Origin of the sequence: Ornithinimicrobium carbonis, assembly GCF_050703245.1 — a bacterium.
GTDB lineage: Bacteria > Actinomycetota > Actinomycetes > Actinomycetales > Dermatophilaceae > Ornithinicoccus.
Window position 1 is genome coordinate 1,751,331 of sequence record NZ_CP192647.1, and the last position, 18,203, is coordinate 1,769,533.

Genomic DNA, 18,203 nt, shown 5'->3' on the forward strand with positions numbered 1-18,203 from the left:
CTAGGCGATCGCGTTCGGGTGACGGTTGAGCGCCTCAACCTGCGTCGAGATGTAGGCGAACATCGGCAGCCCGGAGACGCAGGCGTGCAGCTCTCTCGTGGTCGGCGACGTCGAAGAGGCAGTAGTTGGCGAACTGTCCGGAGACCCGCCAGATCGCGGCGATCCTGCCCTCGCGCTGCAAGCCCTGGCTGTACTCCCTCTCCTCGGCGACGAGCCGCTCGCGCAGGTCGGGGTCGAGGTCGGGCGGCAGGTTCACCTGCATGCGGACCATGTAGAGCACGGTCAGCCGATCGTCGCGGAGGCCGGTGTCTGCTCGGAGGCGGGGTCCAGGACGAAGGAGTACTCCATCGCCCGGCCGTCACCGGCGTCCTGGGGGTCGAGCATGAGCTCGGGCTTGACCGCCGAGGCGATGTCGTCCTCGTTGTGCGGGTCGCCCGGGAAGTAGAGCTGGGCGGTGAGCATCTCGTGACCGGGCGCGGACACCTTGACGTGCAGGTGCGCCGGACGCCAGGCGTGCCAGCCGGCGGCGGCGATGAGCTTGCCGCAGGCGCCGTCGGTGGGGATCTGGTAGGGCGCCGGCTCGACCGTGTCGATCTGGAAGCGGCCCTCCTCGTCGCTGGTGAAGGTGCCGCGCAGGTTCCACTCGGGGATGTCGGGGGCGAACTGGGAGTAGAAGCCGTCGGCGTCGGCGTGCCACAGCTCGACCTTGGCCCCGCCCAGCGGGCTGCCGTCGGTCGAGGTGACCTGGCCGGTCCACCGCAGCGGGGTGCCCGGCTCGTCGTCGCGCATCGGGATGGTGCCGTGGGCTCCCTGCTCGGGCGCGTCCGGGACGTAGTAGGGACCCTCGATGGAGCCCTTCGAGCCCTCGCGGTGGGCGGTGTTGACGTCCTCGACCACGTGCTCGACCCACACGTCGAGGAAGAGCGGCCACTCGCCGTCCTCGCCGACCTGGATCAGCCACGCCTTGAGGGCGTCGTACTCCTCGTAGGTCACCTCGTGCTTGCGGATGACGTCGTGGATGGCGGCCAGGGCGTCGCCGGCGAGGGCGCTGACCCGCTCCTGGGAGACCTGGGCACCGGCGTGCTGCTTCCTGCGGAACGACTCGGTGGCGCTCTGGCCCGAGGCCCGGGCGGTGGCCGCGGTGTCCTGTCCGTCGGTGTGGACGCTGTTCTCGGTCATCGTCGTGCTCCTTCGCTGATCGGTGATGACGGTCGGGGTCGGACGCTCACGCGTCCTGCCGGTAGCGGGCCAGCTTGTCGGCGTCGACGTGCAGGCCCAGCCCGGGGGCGGTGGGGGCGGCCATCCGGCCGTTGGTGATGGTGAGCGGCTCGACCAGCAGGTCGTCGCTCATGTCGAGGAAGTTGGACAGCTCGGCCGCGCGGGCCGAGGTGGAGGCGTGCGCGGCGGCGAAGGTGACGGAGGCCAGCGTGCCGATCTGGCCGTCGATCTGGTTGCCGACGACCACCTCGACGCCCAGCCCCTCGGCCAGGTGCAGCACCCGCTGCGACTCGGAGAACCCGGTGCGCGCGGTCTTGATCGAGACCGCGGTCGCCGAGCCGCCGAGGATCTCCCGGGTGACCTCCGCCGGCCGGGTGTGCGCTCTCGTCGGCGACGAAGGGCACCGGGCAGCGCTCGACCAGCCAGCGTCGGCCGAGGACGTCGTCGGCGGGGTTCAGCTCCTCGGCCAGGGTCAGGCCCAGGTCGGCCATCTCGGCCATCGCCCGGGCCGACTCGGAGGCGGTCCAGCCGCGGTTCCCGTCGACGTAGAGCTCGATCTCCTCGCCGAAGGCCTCGCGCAGGGCGCGGACGACGGCGACGTCGAGCCGGTAGGGATGCCTGCCGACCTTGACCTTGAACGTGCTGATCCCGTGCAGGTCGCGCATCCGGGCGGCCTCCTCGACCATGACCTGGGGTTCGTCGAAGCCGAGCATGTGACTGACCGGCACGGACTCGGCATACCCTCCGAGGAGGCGGTGCACCGGCTGGCCGAGGAACTGGCCGACCGCGTCCCAGGCCGCCATGTCCAGGGCGGCCTTGGCGGTGGGGTTGCCGATCGTGCGGTGCAGCCGGGTGCGGTGCACCTCGCGGTCCAGGACCGAGGTGCCCACCAGGGCGGGCCCGAAGAGCTGGTCGACCACGGCCACGATGGAGGACTGGGTCTCGCCGTAGGTGAACGGCCGGGGTGGTGCCTCGGCCTGCCCGACCACGCCGGCGGCGGTGTGCACCCGCACGAGGACGTGCTCGGCGGTGCGGACCTCGCCGGAGGCGAAGCGCAGGGGCTTGGTGTAGGGGATGGCGAAGGGGACGGCCTCGACGCGGGTGACGACGAGGTCGTCGGCGTGTGCGAGGTGCCGTTCGGGGGTGGTGCTGGTGGCCGGGGCGGTCACGCGATCTCCTCGACGGCGTCGGGACGGGGGGACGGGTCGGGGTGGACGAGACCCTGGGCGTGGAGCGCCTCCAGAAGACGGGTGACCACGGGACGGGGTCGGTCGGCGGGCCAGGCCAGCGCGAGGTCGAGGCGTCGCGCCGAGTCCACCGTGCGGAAGACGACCCCGTCCAGGCTGAGCGCGGCGGCGGACTCCGGGACCAGGGCGACCCCCAGCCCGGCGGCGACCAGGGCCACGGTGGTGGAGGTCTCGGTGACCTGGTGGGCCCGGCGGGGGACGAACCCGGCGTCCTGGCAGGCGTCCAGCACGGTGCGCAGGACCACCGAACCGGTGCCGTCGGCGTAGGTGATGAAGGCGTCGTCGGACAGGTCCGCCAGCCGCACGGGGCTCTCACCCGGTCCGGCCAGCGCGTGGTCGGCGGGCAGGGCGGCGACCAGTCGTTCCCGAGCCACGACGACGTGGTCCAGCTCGGGCGAGGCCGTCGGCAGACGCAGGACGCCCACGTCGAGCCGGTCGTCCAGCAGGGCCTGCTCCTGCTCGGGGGTGAGCATCTCGGTGCGCACCTGCAGGCTCACGTCGGGCATCGCCGTCGCGGCGGCGCGGGCCAGTGCCGGCAGGAACCCGTAGGTGGCCGAGCCGGTGACCCCCAGCCGCAGGGTGCCCGATCGTCCGTCGGCGGTGGCCCGCGCGGCCACGGCGGCCTCCACGAGCCGGTCGGTCACGGCCCGGGCGCGCTGCGCGTAGACCTCGCCCGCCGGGGTGAGCGAGACGGAGCGGGTCGTGCGCCGCAGCAGGTCGACGCCGAGCTCGCGCTCCAGCTGCCGGACGGACCTGGACACCGCCGGCTGGGCCAGGTGCAGCTGCTCGGCGGCCCGGCCGAAGTGGAGGGTGTCGGCGACCGCGAGGAAGCAGCGCAGGTGCCGGGTCTCGACCTCCACGTCGCACCACCTTCCCTCTCGCGGCCCCGGGGGGATTGCGCTCCCGACGCTACGGCCCTCCGGGGTCGATGGCAAGAACAAGTAAGCCCTGAATCATGCCTGAGACGAATCAATCGATCAGGGCACGCGGGCGCTGCCGGGAGGGCAGGCGGGGTGCTGCCGGATGCGCGGAGGGGGCTGCCGGCGTGGGGAGAGGGGGTGCTGCCGGGTGGGCACCGTGCCAGACTCCCCGCATGACCGTGGACGGGGAGGGGCAGCGGCTGTCCGGCAGGGTCGCCTGGACGGTCGTGCCTGCCGGGCCCGGGACACGGGTCGGACGGTGGGCCGGTCACCTGGCCGCCGTGCTGCTGCAGACCCTGGGCGCGGCCGGGCAGACGGGGTCCGGGGGCACGGGCATCACCGCGGTGGGCGACCTGGACCGGCTGGATCCCAGGGTCGGCACCGATCCCCTGGGTCGGGTCCTGCTGCGGGGGACCGGGCCGGGCCTTCCGGACGGTCGCGGACCGTGGCGGGCCAGCGTACGGACCGGTGGCCTCACCCTCGACGCCCATCCGAGCGACACGGACCCGGTCGACCTGGACCTGCCGCTGCGCCGGTGGAGGCTCGTCGAGGCCCGTCCGCTGGGGCGCGCGGGGAGGTGGCCCAAGGACCCCCACGCGCGGTGGCGGCTCCACCTGGCCGGTGCGGGTTATGACGTGACCGTCGAGGGGACGTGGGTGCTGCTCGCCCACCTCGGCACGGTGGCCAGCTGGCCGCAGCCCTGAGCGCCACGGTCGGCTCCGCTCAGGCCTGCGGAGAGGCGGGGGACGCGGGCGAGGAGGTCGGCTCCGCTCAGGCCTCCGGAGAGGCGGGGGACGCGGCAGAGGCGGGGGACCCGGGAGAGGAGGTCGGCTCCGGGGATGCCGCCGGCCCGGCGAACCTGAAGCGGGTGCAGTCCGTGGGGAAGTCGAACCAGGCCAGCACGAGGTGCGGGGTGATCACCCGCAGACCTCCGCCGTCGTCTCCGGACCAGGAGTCCGCGTCGGGGGAGTAGCCGGCACCGGCATACTTCCCGAACGCCTCCGCCAGCCGCGGCCCGAGCCCGTCCGGGTCGGCCCGGGTCGCCTGCGACTCCCCTTCGACGATGACGACCTCGGTGCCGCTCTCCAGGGTCAGGGTGACGGCTGGGTTGCGCTCCACGTTGCGCGTGTGCCGGGTGGTGGGTGCACCGTCGTACCAGAACCGGCCCTCCAGCCACACCCCCCAGCGCGGCACGGAGTGCGGGCGACCGTCCGGCCGGACGCTGCTGAGCCAGTAGTGCCTCGCCGCCCGCAGCCGCTCCTCGACCGTGGCCCAGTCCAGCAGCCCCTCGGTGGAGGCGGGGAGGCCGTACCCCTCGGGCAGTGCCGGTCGGTCGGCGGCGGGCGCGACGTCCATCCGTCGACCGTAGCCCCGTGCCGCCGACGGGGGAAGGGCCCGGCTCCGCGCCGTCCGCGTGCGAGGTCCGCGCCAGCGGTCCGCGACGTGCTTCCCGTCGCCGGGGGACACAGCGGGTCACGGCCCTCAACCAGCAGGATGCTCCTGCAGCTGCTCCTGCAGGGTGCGGGCGAGCACGTCCGCCCCCAGGACGTCGCCGTCGACGTGGACCGTGCAGCCCAGACGCCCGGCGTAGGACAGCGCGCTGACGCCCAGCCGCACGTTCCCCTGGAGGGGGGTGACCGGCCAGGCCCGCACCAGGGGGGCGCCGCCGAGGGACAGTTCCTCCTGGGGACCGCGGACGTTGGTCACGAAAGCGCGACGAAGTGCTGGCGGCGGGCCAGCCGGGCGAACAGCCGGGCGCCCCACCGCGTCCGCGTGAGCTCGAAGGTCCCCTGCGCGCGGGCGTCGGCCTTGGCCGCGGACGTCCTGGCGGCGACGGCGGCCAGGCGACGGCCGGGGTCCTGCTCGCCCGTCGGCAGGTCGACGAGCATGACGCCGACCGCGTTGCCCGATCCGCGGTGGTCCGGCAGCACGACCGGCACGCTCGCGGGCAGCACCGGAGGCACCGGCTGACCAGCGACGGCGAGGGCGTGCTCGGTGGCGACGCAGACCGCCGCGAGCAGCGCGTCGTTGACCGTGGCCCCGGCCCCGCGGGCGGCGCGGGCCAGAGGGGCGAGGTCCACCTCCGCGAACGCGACCCCGCGGTGCGGGCCGATCGGCCCGAGCAGGACCGTCGCAGGAACGGTCGCGCGCAGGACGGCGGTGACCCGTCTCAGACCGGTGAGCCAGACGTCCGGCCGGAGCCGGATCCGGCGGCGGGTGGGCACGGCGGGGACCGGCGGTGCCTGCGACGCGTGCACCGGCGGTGCCTGCGCCGCGTGCACTGGCGGTGCCTGCGCCGCGTGCACCGGCCGCCCCGGGTCGAGGAGCGCCCCGAGCATCTGCACGCCGACGGCCCCGTCGGCGACCGCGTGGTGGACCCGCAGGACCAGGCCCGGGGCGTCGGTGGCGGCACCCGGCACGACCAGCAGCTCCCACAACGGCCGGTCCGGGTCGACCTGCTGCGTCATCAGCGCGGCGCAGAGCTGCGCCATCCCGACCGACCCGTCCACCGGAGCGACCGCCCGGACGTGCCACCGCAGGTCGGGCTCGCACGGCTCCCACACGAGCTGGCGACGCCTCCGGACCACCCGCTGGGAGAATCTGCGCAACGGCCCGGTCGACCCGGTCGACCCGGGCTGCGTGGACGTGCTGGGTGGGTCGGTCGCGCCGTCCTGGCTCGGTGGGCCGGTCGGTCCGGACGGGTGGTCACCGATGCGCTCGGCGACCACGGCCCGGAGCTGGTCGAGATCCGGCACACCTCCCGGCGGCACCCAGCCACCGGGTGCCAGCAGACCCGCCAGCAGGAATGCGTTGACCTGGTCCGGGGCGTCGAGGACGACGTTGGAGGCGTCCGCGGCGCTCAGGCGCTCGAGGGTGGCGGGCCCGCGGACGCGGACCCGCCAGGGGGCCGGTCCCCGGTGTCCTCCCACAGCACCAGTGTGCTCCCGCTAGCGGGACGAGGCCTGCCGGAAGCGGGAGACCGCGAGCGGGACGAAGACGGCCAGCATCACGGCCGACCCCACGAGGACGGTCAGCACCGGGTGCTGCATCGGGAAGGTGTCGGCGACCGGCGCGGTGCCGGTGTTGCCGAAGAGCTGCCGGGCGGCCTGGACGAGGGCCGAGACCGGGTTCCAGTTGGCGAACACCTCGAGGGGGCGCGGCAGGTTGGACGCCTGGACGAACGCGTTGGAGATGAACGTCAGGGGGAAGAGGATCATGAAGGAGGCGTTGTTGATGACCTCCGGGGTGCGGACGACGATCCCGATGAGGGTCATGACCCAGCTGAAGGCGTAGCTGAACAGCAGCAGGATGCCCACGCCGGCCAGGAAGGAGGGCCACCCGTCGTGGAAGCGCCACCCCACCAGGGCGCCGGTGGCGATCATGATGACCATCGAGATGGCGTTGAGGACCAGGTCGGCGTTGGTCCGGCCGAAGAGCACCGCCGACGGGTGCATCGGCAACGTCCGGAACCGGTCGATCAGCCCCTCCTTGAGGTCCTGCGCCATCTGGTAGCCGCTGAAGGTGGAGCCGAAGAGCACGGTCTGGCCGAAGATGCCCGCCATGAGGTACTCGGTGTAGTTGCCGCCGTCGATCTGGATGGACCCGCCGTAGACCTGGCTGAAGAGCAGGACGAACATGATCGGCTGGAGCACCGCGAAGACGAGCATCTCGGGGTTGCGGCGCAGCTTGAGCAGGTTGCGCCAGGTGACGTCCACCCGTCGGACGCCCAGGTGGCGATGAGGCCCTGCGGTGCGTCACCGGGACCGGTGGAGGTCGGGGAGGCGGGGTGCGTGGCCCGGTCGGGGCCGGCGGCCCCGTCGGCTCCGGTGGTGGTGACGGTCGTGCTCATGCGCTCTGCTCGCTCTCGGTCTCGTCGGCGTGCTCCCGGCCGGTGAGGGTGAGGAAGACGTCGTCCAGGGTGGGGCGGCGCATGCCCGCGTCGTGCAGCCGCACGTCCGCCTCGGACAGGTCGGCCAGGACCCGCTGCAGCGCGGCCGGACCGGTGTCCACCGGGACGTCCAGGGTGCGCCCGGCCGCGTCCCGCCGCACCTCGCCGGAGCCGTGCCGGGCCAAAATGCTCTCGGCGGCGTGCGCGTCGGAGGCGTCCACCAGGGTGACGACCAGACGGTGCCCGCCCAGCTCCGCCTTGAGCTCGTCGGCGGTGCCCTCGGCGATGACGCGGCCGTGGTCGACGACGCTGATGTGGTCGGCCAGGTGGCGGCCTCCTCGAGGTACTGGGTGGTCAGCAGCACGGTGGTGCCGCCACCGACGAGGTCCTTGATCACCTGCCACAGACCCAGCCGGCTGCGGGGGTCCAGGCCCGTGGTGGGCTCGTCGAGGAAGAGGACCCGGGGGGTGTTCACCAGCGCGCACGCCAGGTCGATGCGGCGCCGCATCCCTCCGGAGAACCCCTTGACCGGACGGTCGCCGGCGTCGGTGAGGTCGAACGCGTCGACCAGCTCGCGGGCCCGCGCCCGCGCCCGCCGGGTGCCCAGGTGGTAGAGCCGCCCGACCATCTCCAGGTTCTCCAGGCCGGTGAGGTTCTCGTCGACCGCGGCGTACTGCCCGCTGGCACCGATGACCTCGCGCACCCGGCCGGGGTGTGCCAGCACGTCGATCCCGTCGACCTCGGCCTGGCCGGAGTCGGGCCGGATCAGCGTGTTGAGCACCTTGACGGTCGTCGTCTTGCCCGCGCCGTTGGGTCCGAGCAGACCTTTGACCGTCCCCTCGGGGACGCTGAGCGTCAGCCCGTCCAGGGCGTGCACGTCGCCGCTGCGGGAGCGGTAGGTCTTGCGCAGGTCGCGCGCCTCGATGATGGCCACCGGCCAAGGATAGGGACCGCCACCGACAGACCCCGGTCACCAGGACCGACGGGTCCCCGGGACGGCCTCCGTCCCGGGGACCCGGCCGTGGTCGATCACCCGTCGCGCATGTCCGACACGGTGGTCATCGTGTACCCGTTGGCCCGCAGGACCCGGATAATCTCCGGCAGGGCGTCCGGGGTGCGGAAGCCGCCGAGGTGGGCCAGCACGATCGACCCGGAGGTCGGCAGCGGGCTGGTGGTGCGGGCCACGATCTGGGCCGTGGTCGTCGCCGGGTCCCAGTCGATGGTGTCGCGGGCCCACATGACGGTCTTGGGGTAGCCGACCGCCGTGGCCTGGTCCTGCACGAACTGGTTGGTCGAGCCGTAGGGCGGGCGCCAGTAGGGCTTGGTCGACATGCCGGTCTGCCTCAGCAGCACCGACTCCGCCGTGGTCAGCTCGGACCTGATGAAGGTGGACGTCATCGGCACCTGGCAGGGGGTGCTGCTGGGCGAGCCGCCCCCGCCGTTGACGAGGTCGCAGTGGTGCACGGTGTGGTTGCCGAGCTCGAACAGGTGGGGGTTGGCGGCGATCCTGGCCATGATCGCCCTGCCCTCCGTGGTCTGGGCCATGATGCTCGTCGGGAAGAAGGTGGTGCACACCTGGTTGGCCAGCAGGATGTCGACGATCTCCTGGGCGCCGTCCAGCCGGCCGCCCATGTCGAGGGTGAAGGCGATCTTGCGGGTGGTGGTCCCGCCCACGGTGCGCAGCACCTCGGCGGTGCCGCCCGTGTAGTCCGGACCGGCCCAGCAGACGCCGCGCTCGCGCTGCGCCGCCTTGGCGACCTCCATGCTCATCGCCACCGGTCCGCCGACCAGGTGCGCGGTCCGAGGAGTGGTCCGGTCCAGGTCGCCGGCGTAGGGCAGGCTCGTCGTCCGGGCCAGCATGATCGGACCACGGGTGTATGCCGTGAGCGGCCCGGCCGAGAGGGCGTCGGGGAAGTCCAGCCCGCTGGCGAGGACGACCCCCGGGCGGGCGACGCCGAAGGCCCGTCGGGAGACGGCCAGCGCGGTGGCAAAGCGGTCGGTGCCGTAGACCCGCTCGACCGGGGCCAGCTCGCGCAGCTGGGCCGCCACGGTCTCGGGCACCGCGACCGGACCCCCGGCGAGCAGGATGCGGGTCGGGGCGAGGCGCTGGATCTCGGTGCGGACGGCCGAGGGCAGGCCGTCGGTGTCCGTGAGCAGGACCGGACCGTCCATGACGATCGCCGCCGGCCCCGCGGTGAGCGCGTCCGGGAACGACCTGCCCGAGGCGACCCACACGGTGTCGGCACCGGTCGGCCGGCTGGCGCGGCTGATCGCGGCCGAGACCGCCCAGCGGTCGGTCCCGCCGATGCGGCTGACCGGCGCCGTGGTCAGGGACCGCAGCTCGGTCAGGACGGCGTCGGAGACCGCGGCGGTCCCGCCCACGACGACGATGCGGCCCGGGCGCAGCCGGGTGATCTCGCTGCGGGTGGCCGAGGGGACGCCGTCGGGGCGCACGAAGAGCACCGGTCCGCCGGTGAGGGCGGCGGCGGGGCCTGCGGACAGGGCGTCGGGGAAGTTGACGCCGCTCGCGACGTAGGCGACCGGGGTCCCGGCCGCCACGAACCGGCGGCTCGCGGCGGCGGCCGTGGCGTAGCGGTCGGTCCCGCTGTGCCGCTCCACGCGGAAGGCCAGGTCGCCGTCCTGGATCGTGGGGGCCTGGACCGTGGCCTCGGCGGACGAGGACGCGATGACGGGGGAGGACGGGGCGGACGGGGTCATGACCCCCGTCTCCGCGGCGACCCCCGGCCCCACCACCAGGGCGATCGCGGCGGTGACGGCGACGGCGAGGCGGCGGTGGCGTGCCATGGCGAGCTCCTGTGCTCCCGGCGGGGCGCGCCGGACGCGTGCCCCGTACACCAGTGTCGCGCCGCCCGGACGGAAGGTGCAGCCGGCGCCGGTGTGATCCAGGTCACTCTCTGTGCTGTGGTTGGCTGGCCACCATGCAGGTCTTCGACGCCGCCCGGGTCCGTGACCACCTCCCTCCGGACCTTCTGCTCGAAGCGCTGCGGAACGCCTTCCGGGACGTGGACGGGGTCGAGGCTCCCGCCCGCACCCACCACACCGTCGATCCCGACCTCGCTGCCACGCTCCTGCTCATGCCGGCGTGGCGACGGGGCGGCTACCTCGGGGTCAAGGTCGTGGGTCACTACCCGCAGAACGGGCGGGCGGGGCTGCCGGGCATCTACGGGTCCTACCTGCTGGCCGACGCCGGCACCGGGCGACCCCTGGCCGTCCTCGACGGCACCGAGCTGACCCGGTGGCGCACCGCCGCGGCCAGCGCCCTCGCGGCCGACCACCTCGCCCCCCGACAGGTGGACGAGCACCTGCTCGTGGGGGCCGGCAACGTGATGGCCGCGGTCCCCGCCTGCTACGCCCGGGTGAGGCAGGTCGGGCTGACCCGGGTCTGGGCGCGCCGCCGCGACCGGGCGGAGGACCTCGTCGCCCGGTTGCGCGCCGAGGGGGTGCGGACCGAGGTCGTGGACGACCTCGACGGCGCGGTGCGGACGGCGGACGTGGTCACGGTGGCGACGTCGGCGACGAGCCCGCTCGTCCACGGCCGGGACGTGCGCCCCGGCGCCCACGTCGACCTCATCGGGGCGTTCACGCCCGAGATGGTCGAGGCCGACGAGGAGCTGATCACCTCCGCGGAGCTCTACGTCGACGTCATGGAGGCCTTCGAGGAGGCGGGGGACCTCGTCGGGCCCGCCCGCCGCGGACGGCTCGCGCCGGACGACGCCGTGGCGACGCTGGCCGACCTGGTCCGCGGCCGACGTCCCGGTCGTCGGAGCGAGGAGGTGACGACGGTCTTCAAGTCGGTCGGCACGGCCCTGGAGGACCTGGCCGCCGCCACGCTGGTCTGGGAGCAGGCCGCGCCGGGGGAGGGTCGCGCCCCGGCGGGCTGACGCCGGGACGAGGCTCCCTCGCCCCTACAGTCGTCCCATGTCCACCGACCGCTCCGCCGAGCGCTACCTGGCGCTGCTCGCCGAGGACCGTCCGAGGGCGGACTTCGAGTCCGTGCTGGCCCGGGCCGCGGAGGACGGGGTGGACCCCGCGCACGCCCGGCGGGTGCACGAGCTGGCGTCGCGCGCCCGGGGGCTGCGCGACCTGGGCCGACGCCGGGAGTCCGAGCTGTCGGCGCTGTTCGAGACGGTGGCGGACCTCGCGGCGCTCAAGGACCTGGACGACGTGCTCGACGCGATCGTGCGACGGGCCCGCACCCTCCTGGCCTGCGACGTGTCCTACCTCTCCCTCAACGACGACGAGGCGGGGGAGACCTACATGCGGATCACCCAGGGGATCCACACCGAGCAGTTCCGCAACGTGCGGCTGCCCTTCGGGGAGGGCCTGGGGGGCCTGGTCGCCCAGACGGCCCGCCCGTACTCCACCGACGACTACTTCGCCGACGAGCGGTTCGCGCACACGCGCACGATCGACGGCGCCGTCGCCGCCGAGGAGATCACGGCGATCCTCGGGGTCCCGCTGATCCTGGGCAGGACGGTCATCGGCGTCCTCTACGCCGCCAACCACGACGCCCGTCCCTTCGGCCGCGAGGACGTGGACCTGCTCTCCAGCTTCGCCGGCCACGCGGCGGTCGCGATCGACAACGCCCGGCGCAACGAGGAGACCCACCAGGCGCTGGCCGACCTGCGGCGCACCTCCGACCTGCTGCGCGCCAACGTCGAGGGGGTCCAGCTCGCGACCGCGGCCCACGACCGGCTCACCGGGGTGGTCCTGCAGGGAGGTTCGCTCCAGGACGTCGCCGGCGAGCTGCAGGCGGTGCTCGGCCAGACCGTCGCGGTGGTCGACGCCCGCGGCGCGGTGTGGCCTGGCCGCCAGCGATCCGGGGACCACCCCGGACGAGGCCCTCCTGGACCTCGCCCGACGGTCGCTGCAGGACAACCGCACGGTGGTCGGGGAGGGTGCCAGCGTGGCTCCCGTGTGGGCGGGCGGGGCCCCGCTCGCCGCGGTCGTGGTGGCCGAGGAGCTCGACGACGTCGCCCGCCGCATCCTGGAGCGGGCCGCCACCACCGCAGCGCTGATCATGGTGGTCCACCGCAGCGTGGCCGAGAGCCAGAGCAGGCTGCGGGGAGACCTGCTGCTCGACCTCCTCGTCGGCCGGGCCGGCGACGGTGCGCTCACCGCCCGCGCCACCCAGCTGGGGACCGACCTCAACCGCGAGCACGCCGTCCTGGTCGTCGACGGCGCCGACCCCCAGCTCGTGCAGCTGGCCGGCGACCTCGCGGGCGCCCGCTCCGGCCTGGCCGTCGAGGTCGGCGACCGGCTGGTCGTCGCGCTGCCCGAGCTCACCCCGGTCGAGGCCGGCCGCGAGCTCCTGGACCGGGCCTCGGCGCGTGGTCCGGTCGGACGTGGGTCCGACGGCGCCCCGGGGTCACCCGCCGGGCGGGGACGCCGCGGTGCTCGACCGGGCGTGCCCCGCACCCTGGGCCGCAGCCTGCCCACCGTCGGGGCGGCCGGTCCGGCCGGGGGCCCGGCGGGCCTGCGGACCGCCTACCACGAGGCCACCCGGTGCCTGGAGGCCCTGCTCGCGCTGGGCCGCAGGGGCGAGGTGGCAGACCCGGAGGCCCTGGGCTTCGTGGGGTTGCTCCTGGGTCGCGGGGACCCGGCGCAGCACGTCCGTGCCCGCCTCGGCCCCGTCCTGGACTACGACGAGCTGCGGGGCACCGACCTGGCCGGGACGCTCGAGGCCTGGCTGGCCGAGGACCGGCACCTGGGACGGACCGCCGAGCGGCTGCACATCCACCCCAACACCGTGTCCCAGCGGCTGGACCGGGTCGGCCGCCTGCTCGGGGCCGGGTGGCAGGCTCCCGACCGGCTGCTGGAGATGGGGCTGGCGCTGCGCCTGCTGCACGTGCTCCCGGTGCTGCCGACCGGGCGCTGAGCCTGGCCGTCGAGGACCCGAGGGCTCAGCCGTCCCGTCCGTGGTCGCCGGGGGCGACGGCCCGGTGGTCGGCCGTCCCGTCGGCCGTTCCGTCCGCCGCGGTCGGCGGCTCCTCGCCGTACGGGCGCGAGCGTCGCCGGGCCAGGGCGTCGGTGACGGTGCCCCAGACGCCGCGGCGGAAGAGGAGCACCACGACGATGAACACCGACCCGGTGATGATGCCGATCCCGTCGAAGCCGGAGCTGGCGAGCCGGTCCTCCAGGATGACGATGATGAAGGCGCCGATCACGGCGCCCCAGAGGGTGCCGATGCCGCCCAGGACCGTGATGAGCACCACCTTGCCCGACGTCTGCCAGGACACCTCCTGCAGCGAGACGAAGCCGTGGCTGATGGCGAAGAGCCCGCCGGCCAGGCCGGCCAGGCCGGCGGAGATGACGAACACCATCACCCGGTAGCGCTCCACGTCATACCCCAGGGCGCGGGCACGGGCGGGGTTGTCCCGCGTGGCCACGAGGACCCGGCCGAAGGGGGAGTGCACCACGCGCCAGGCGAACCACATGCCGGCCAGGACCATCGGCAGGGCGGCGTAGTAGAACCAGAACGCGTCGCTCTCGACCGCCTCGATGCCGAAGAAGGAGGCCGGGACGCCCTGCAGGCCGTTCTCGCCCCCCGTGACCCCGCGCCACTGGTTGACGATGAAGAAGAGCATCTGCGCGAAGGCCAGGGTGACCATCGCGAAGTAGATCCCGCTGCGGCGCACCGAGAGCAGCCCGATGGGCAGCGCGAGCAGCATCGCGAACAGCGCTCCGGCCAGGACCGCGACGGGGAAGGGCGCCCCCGTCTCCACGGCGACGAGGCCCGCGACATAGGCCGAGCCTCCCCAGAACGCCGCGTGCCCGAAGGACAGCAGCCCGGCGTAGCCCAGCAGCAGGTCCAGGGCCACCGCGAACAGTGCCCAGGCGGCGATGTCCATCGCGATCGGCGGGTAGATGAACCAGGGCAGAGCCACGGCGACGACCAGGCCGGCCGCCAGCAGCGCCCAGCGGGTCGTGGAGCGCCCCAGGAGGCGTCCGGAGGCGCCGGTGGTCTGCGGCGTCTCGGGCCCCTCCGCGGTCGCGGGGCGGCCTGCCCCGGTGGTGTCGGTGGTGCTCATGCGTTCTCCTCCCGTCCGAACAGGCCGGCCGGTCGCAGCAGGATGACCAGGGCCATGAGGACGAAGATGACGATCTGGGACAGGGAGGCGGCGTAGGCCTGCCCATAGGCCTCGACCAGGCCGACGAGGAAGCCGGCCACGACGGCTCCCACGATGGAGCCCAGGCCGCCGATGACGACGACGGCGAAGAGGATGATGATGAAGCTGGAGCCCATGTCGGCCGTGATCGCCCTGAAGGGGGCGGCCAGCACCCCCGCCAGGCCGGCGAGCGCGATCCCGAACCCGAACCCGAACACCGGGGTGACCCACCGGTTGACGTCGACGCCCAGGGCGCGGGTGAGCTCGGCCTTCTCGGTGGAGGCGCGCACGATCATCCCGATCCGGGTGCGGGTCATCAGCAGCCACACCGCCAGGCAGACGAGGATGGAGAAGGCGAGCACGAACACCTGGTAGGTCGGCAGCCGTACGTCGCCGAGGGTCAGCTGCCCGGTGAGGATCTCCGGCCGCGTGTAGGGCAGGCCCGAGACGCCGTACTGCCGCTTGACCAGGTCCACCAGGACCAGGGACAGGCCGAAGGTGAGCAGGAAGTTGTAGAGGGGGTCCAGCGCGATCAGCCGACTGATGAGCAGGCGCTCCAGGACGATCCCGAAGAGGAACATCAGGACCGGCACGACCAGCAGGGCCATCCAGAAGTTGAGTCCGATCAGGTCGAGCAGGACCGCCGCGACGACCGCCCCGAGCATGTAGCTGGCCCCGTGGGCGAAGTTCACCACGCCGAGCACGCCGAAGATGATGGCCAGGCCGAGGGCGGCGAGGGCGTAGAAGCTGCCGGCGGCCAGCCCCTGGATCGTGTACTGCAGGAACTCGTTCATGGCTCTCCTTGGAGCAAGGACGGGCCGGGCGCCCCGCACCCGCGTGGTGCGGGGCGCCCGGCCGCGGTGGTCTGCCTCAGTCGCCCATCGAGCAGGTGGACTGCTCCAGGGGCATGAAGGCCTCCTCGGCGGGGATCGTGCTGACGATCTCCTCGTAGTCCCACTCCTCCTCGACGGCGTCGGGGGACTTGACCTGGGCGAGGTAGACGTCGTGGATCACGCGGTGGTCCTCGGCCCGGATCTGGCCGTTGCGCAGGAAGACGTCCTCGATCTCCTTGCCCTCGAAGTTGGCCACGACCGCGTCCGCGTCGTCGGTGCCCTCCTCCTGCACGGCCTTGAGGTACTGCAGCGCCGCCGAGTAGTTGGCCGCGTGCGCGAAGCTCGGACGGGTGCCGGTCTCCTCCATGAACCGGTCGGCCCAGGCGCGGTTCTCCTCGTCGAAGTTCCAGTACCAGGCCTCGGCGAAGTTGACGCCCTCGAAGGCCTCGACCCCCAGGGAGTGGATGTCCGTGATGAACATCAGGCCCACGGCCAGGTCGATCCCCTGGGCGGCGTAGCCGCCCTCGTTGTACTGCTTGACCAGGTTGATCAGGTCGCCACCCGCCTGCATGGTGCCGATGACGTCCGGCTCGGCGGAGGCGGCCCGGGTGAGGAAGGTGGTGAAGTTGTCGTTCGGGAACGGCGTGGCGACGTGGTCGCCGACGGTGCCGCCGGCCTCCTCGACGGCTGCGGTGAAGGACTTGTCCATGTCCTGGCCGAAGGCGTAGTCGGGGTAGATGATCTGCCAGTCGGTCCCACCGTTCTCGGTGACCGTCTTGCCGGTGGTGTTCGCGAGCTGGTAGGTGTCGTAGGCCCAGTGGAAGGTGTACTTGTTGCACTGGTCGTTGGTCAGCGCGGTGGTGCCGGCACCGATGTCGATGAAGAGCTTCTTCTTCTCCGCGGCCTGGGTGGCCACGGCCAGGGCGGCCGAGGAGGTGGGCACGTCGAGGATGACGTCGGCGCCCTCCCGGTCGTAGAGCTCCTGGGCCTTGGTGTTGGCCACGTCGGGCTTGTTCTGGTGGTCGGCCGAGGTGACCTCGATCTCCTCGACGACCGCGTCCTCGCCGTACTCCTCCTTGAAGTCGGCCACGGCCATCTCCACGGCCACCACGCTGTTGGGGCCGGAGAGGTCCTTGTAGACGCCGCTGGCGTCGTTGAGCACGGCGAGGACGATCTTGTCGTCGGTGAACTCACCGTCGGCGCCGCCAGGGCCGCCGCTGCCGCAGGCCGACAGCACGAGGGCTCCGGCGGTGACGGTGGCGGTCGCCACGAGTCGTGAGATGTTCATGGGTGTTCTCTCCTTCGAGTTCCCGGGTGTTCGGGGGATGGGTGGGACGGGGACGTGGGACGGACGGGGACGTGGGTGGGACGGGGACGTGGAGGGGGTATGGGGTGCGCGTGCGGCCGGGTGGCTCACATGCCGAGGTACTCGAGCAGCTCGCCCTGGCGGGCGGTGAACTCCGCGTTGTCCAGGTCGGCGGCCACCTGCCCCTCGGCCAGCACGTAGTGCCGGTCGGCGACGGTGGAGGCGAACTTCACGTTCTGCTCCACGAGGAGCACGGTCGTGCCCTCCTGCTTGACCCGCAGGAGGATGTCGCGGATCTGCTGGACGATGACCGGGGCCAGGCCCTCGCTCGGCTCGTCGAGCAGGAGCATGGTGGCTCCGGTGCGCAGCACGCGGGCGATGGCCAGCATCTGCTGCTCGCCGCCGGAGAGGGTGGTGCCGGGGGCCCGCCTGCGGTCCGCCAGGACCGGGAAGGCCTCATAGACCTGCTCCAGCGACCAGGCGGTCTCACGGTTCGTGACCGGTGGCAGGGTGAGGTTCTCCTCGACGTTGAGCGAGGCGTAGACGCCCCGGTCGTCCTGCACCCAGCCCAGGCCGCGCCTGGCCCGCTGGTGGGCCGGTACCGCCGTGACGTCCTGTCCGTCGAGGTGGATGCTGCCCCGGACGTCGCGGTGCAGACCCATGATGCAGCGCAGGAGGGTGGACTTGCCCGCGCCGTTGCGACCCACGAGGGTGACCACCTCGCCCGGCGCCACGCGCACGTCGACGCCGTGCAGCGCCTGGGCGTCCCCGTAGAAGGCCGACAGGCCCCTGACCTCAAGCATGGCTGTCCTCCCCGAGGTAGGCGGTGACGACCCGGTCGTCGGTGCGCACCTCGTCGTAGGTGCCTCGGGCCAGGACCTCGCCGGCCATGAGCACCGTCACGTGGTCGGCCAGGCTGCCCACCACGTGCATGTTGTGGTCCACGAAGACGACCGAGCGTCCGGAGGCGATGCGCCGGACCAGCTCGATGGTGCGCTCCACGTCCTCGCGGCCCATCCCGGCCGTGGGCTCGTCCAGCAGCAGGACCGAGGGGTCCAGCGCGAGCACGAGCGCCATCTCCAGCGCGCGCTTCTGCCCGTAGGCGAGCTCGCCGGCGGGCCGGTGGGCCAGCGGAGCCAGGCCCACCTGCTCGACGAGCTCGTCGGCCCGGTCCCGGAACCGGGCCATGGTCCGGTCCGAGCGCCAGAACTGCATCCCGCCGCCGGCCATGCCCTGGAGCGCCAGCTCGACGTGCTCGAGGGGGGTGAGGTTGTCGAAGAGGGAGGTGATCTGGAAGGAACGGGCCACCCCCTCGTGGGCGATCTGCTCGGGCTCCTTGCCGGTGATGTCCCGGCCGTGCACCGTGATCGTGCCGGCGGTCGGCTTGAGGAAGCCGGTGAGGAGGTTGAACAACGTCGTCTTGCCGGCGCCGTTGGGGCCCACCAGGGCGTGCACCTCTCCCTCGACGACGTCGAGGTCGACCTCCTTGACGGCCCGGAAGCCGCGGAAGTCCTTGGTGAGTCCGCGGGCGGACAGGGCCACCGCCCGGGTGGACCGCCCGTCGGCGTCGTCGTGGTCTGCGCTCATGTCGCCCCACCGTAGGGAGCGACCGACGGCGAACCTATGTCGTGGCGGCACATACTTCCTCGTCCAGCATGTG

At 73.3% G+C, this 18,203-nt stretch carries 18 protein-coding genes and 2 pseudogenes; 4 read left to right on the top strand and 16 right to left on the bottom strand.

The features are described 5' to 3' along the window. Nucleotides 1-34: 34 nt before the first annotated feature. The 4 genes from ACQ95T_RS08760 to ACQ95T_RS08775 are packed head-to-tail and all read right to left on the bottom strand — an operon-like array spanning nucleotide 35 to nucleotide 3,325. A complete protein-coding gene (locus tag ACQ95T_RS08760) occupies nucleotides 35-271 on the bottom strand; it encodes a muconolactone Delta-isomerase family protein (protein ID WP_431473757.1) in 237 nt (78 codons plus the stop codon). An 11-nt stretch (nucleotides 272-282) separates the two neighbouring features. Beyond that, nucleotides 283-1,179, bottom strand: coding sequence for a catechol 1,2-dioxygenase (catA, locus tag ACQ95T_RS08765; RefSeq protein WP_425942784.1), 897 nt, complete (start codon nucleotides 1,177-1,179; stop codon nucleotides 283-285). After that, complete coding sequence (locus tag ACQ95T_RS08770; protein WP_431473758.1) at nucleotides 1,176-2,387, bottom strand: mandelate racemase/muconate lactonizing enzyme family protein; 1,212 nt, start codon at nucleotides 2,385-2,387, stop codon at nucleotides 1,176-1,178. Before ACQ95T_RS08770 ends, catA begins: the two co-directional genes overlap by 4 nt. After that, entirely contained in the window at nucleotides 2,384-3,325 is a 942-nt protein-coding gene (locus tag ACQ95T_RS08775) for a LysR family transcriptional regulator (RefSeq protein WP_425942782.1), read from the bottom strand. The genes ACQ95T_RS08770 and ACQ95T_RS08775 overlap by 4 nt, the downstream gene beginning before the upstream one ends. A gap of 233 nt (nucleotides 3,326-3,558) precedes the next feature. Between ACQ95T_RS08775 and ACQ95T_RS08780 the strand changes: the two genes are divergently transcribed. Further along, the gene (locus ACQ95T_RS08780) at nucleotides 3,559-4,089 is read left to right on the top strand and encodes a hypothetical protein (protein ID WP_425942781.1); all 531 of its coding nucleotides are present in this window, start codon (nucleotides 3,559-3,561) and stop codon (nucleotides 4,087-4,089) included. 67 nt (nucleotides 4,090-4,156) lie between these two features. Here ACQ95T_RS08780 and ACQ95T_RS08785 read toward each other — a convergent pair whose 3' ends face one another. The 7 genes and pseudogenes from ACQ95T_RS08785 to ACQ95T_RS08815 all read right to left on the bottom strand — a co-directional run bounded on the left by ACQ95T_RS08785 (nucleotide 4,157) and on the right by ACQ95T_RS08815 (nucleotide 10,079). After that, nucleotides 4,157-4,741, bottom strand: coding sequence for a pyridoxamine 5'-phosphate oxidase family protein (locus ACQ95T_RS08785; protein WP_425942780.1), 585 nt, complete (start codon nucleotides 4,739-4,741; stop codon nucleotides 4,157-4,159). A 126-nt stretch (nucleotides 4,742-4,867) separates the two neighbouring features. Then, the gene (locus ACQ95T_RS08790) at nucleotides 4,868-5,092 is read right to left on the bottom strand and encodes a WS/DGAT domain-containing protein (RefSeq protein ID WP_431473759.1); all 225 of its coding nucleotides are present in this window, start codon (nucleotides 5,090-5,092) and stop codon (nucleotides 4,868-4,870) included. Next, nucleotides 5,089-6,315: a wax ester/triacylglycerol synthase domain-containing protein gene (locus tag ACQ95T_RS08795; protein WP_431473760.1), complete on the bottom strand. Its 1,227-nt coding sequence runs from the start codon at nucleotides 6,313-6,315 to the stop codon at nucleotides 5,089-5,091. Before ACQ95T_RS08795 ends, ACQ95T_RS08790 begins: the two co-directional genes overlap by 4 nt. Before the next feature lie 18 nt (nucleotides 6,316-6,333). Further along, nucleotides 6,334-7,101 (bottom strand): ABC transporter permease, encoded by a 768-nt coding sequence (locus tag ACQ95T_RS08800; RefSeq protein WP_431473761.1) that lies wholly within the window; start codon nucleotides 7,099-7,101, stop codon nucleotides 6,334-6,336. A 130-nt stretch (nucleotides 7,102-7,231) separates the two neighbouring features. Continuing rightward, nucleotides 7,232-7,678 (bottom strand): DUF4162 domain-containing protein, encoded by a 447-nt coding sequence (locus tag ACQ95T_RS08805; RefSeq protein ID WP_425942777.1) that lies wholly within the window; start codon nucleotides 7,676-7,678, stop codon nucleotides 7,232-7,234. A gap of 2 nt (nucleotides 7,679-7,680) precedes the next feature. Continuing rightward, nucleotides 7,681-8,208: pseudogene (locus tag ACQ95T_RS08810) on the bottom strand (ABC transporter ATP-binding protein); the annotation flags it as partial. A gap of 95 nt (nucleotides 8,209-8,303) precedes the next feature. Continuing rightward, entirely contained in the window at nucleotides 8,304-10,079 is a 1,776-nt protein-coding gene (locus tag ACQ95T_RS08815; RefSeq protein ID WP_425942776.1) for a cell wall-binding repeat-containing protein, read from the bottom strand. A gap of 134 nt (nucleotides 10,080-10,213) precedes the next feature. On the opposite strand from ACQ95T_RS08815, the gene ACQ95T_RS08820 reads away from it, so the two are divergent. The 3 genes and pseudogenes from ACQ95T_RS08820 (at nucleotide 10,214) to ACQ95T_RS08830 (ending at nucleotide 13,173) form a co-directional block, all read left to right on the top strand. Continuing rightward, complete coding sequence (locus ACQ95T_RS08820; protein WP_425942775.1) at nucleotides 10,214-11,176, top strand: ornithine cyclodeaminase family protein; 963 nt, start codon at nucleotides 10,214-10,216, stop codon at nucleotides 11,174-11,176. Nucleotides 11,177-11,213: 37 nt separating this feature from the next. Beyond that, nucleotides 11,214-11,819, top strand: a pseudogene (locus ACQ95T_RS08825) (GAF domain-containing protein); the annotation flags it as partial. Nucleotides 11,820-12,201: 382 nt separating this feature from the next. After that, complete coding sequence (locus ACQ95T_RS08830; RefSeq protein ID WP_431473762.1) at nucleotides 12,202-13,173, top strand: PucR family transcriptional regulator; 972 nt, start codon at nucleotides 12,202-12,204, stop codon at nucleotides 13,171-13,173. Nucleotides 13,174-13,198: 25 nt separating this feature from the next. On the opposite strand, the gene ACQ95T_RS08835 is transcribed toward ACQ95T_RS08830, so the two are convergent. The 5 genes from ACQ95T_RS08835 to ACQ95T_RS08855 form a co-directional block, all read right to left on the bottom strand. Continuing rightward, the gene (locus ACQ95T_RS08835) at nucleotides 13,199-14,326 is read right to left on the bottom strand and encodes a branched-chain amino acid ABC transporter permease (protein WP_425942773.1); all 1,128 of its coding nucleotides are present in this window, start codon (nucleotides 14,324-14,326) and stop codon (nucleotides 13,199-13,201) included. Continuing rightward, the gene (locus ACQ95T_RS08840) at nucleotides 14,323-15,198 is read right to left on the bottom strand and encodes a branched-chain amino acid ABC transporter permease (RefSeq protein ID WP_431473763.1); all 876 of its coding nucleotides are present in this window, start codon (nucleotides 15,196-15,198) and stop codon (nucleotides 14,323-14,325) included. Before ACQ95T_RS08840 ends, ACQ95T_RS08835 begins: the two co-directional genes overlap by 4 nt. Before the next feature lie 76 nt (nucleotides 15,199-15,274). Next, on the bottom strand, nucleotides 15,275-16,525 hold the full coding sequence (locus ACQ95T_RS08845) for an ABC transporter substrate-binding protein (RefSeq protein WP_425942771.1): 1,251 nt from the start codon (nucleotides 16,523-16,525) through the stop codon (nucleotides 15,275-15,277). 125 nt (nucleotides 16,526-16,650) lie between these two features. Further along, a complete protein-coding gene (locus ACQ95T_RS08850) occupies nucleotides 16,651-17,346 on the bottom strand; it encodes an ABC transporter ATP-binding protein (protein ID WP_425942770.1) in 696 nt (231 codons plus the stop codon). Beyond that, nucleotides 17,339-18,130: an ABC transporter ATP-binding protein gene (locus tag ACQ95T_RS08855; RefSeq protein WP_425942769.1), complete on the bottom strand. Its 792-nt coding sequence runs from the start codon at nucleotides 18,128-18,130 to the stop codon at nucleotides 17,339-17,341. Before ACQ95T_RS08855 ends, ACQ95T_RS08850 begins: the two co-directional genes overlap by 8 nt. Nucleotides 18,131-18,203: the final 73 nt, after the last annotated feature.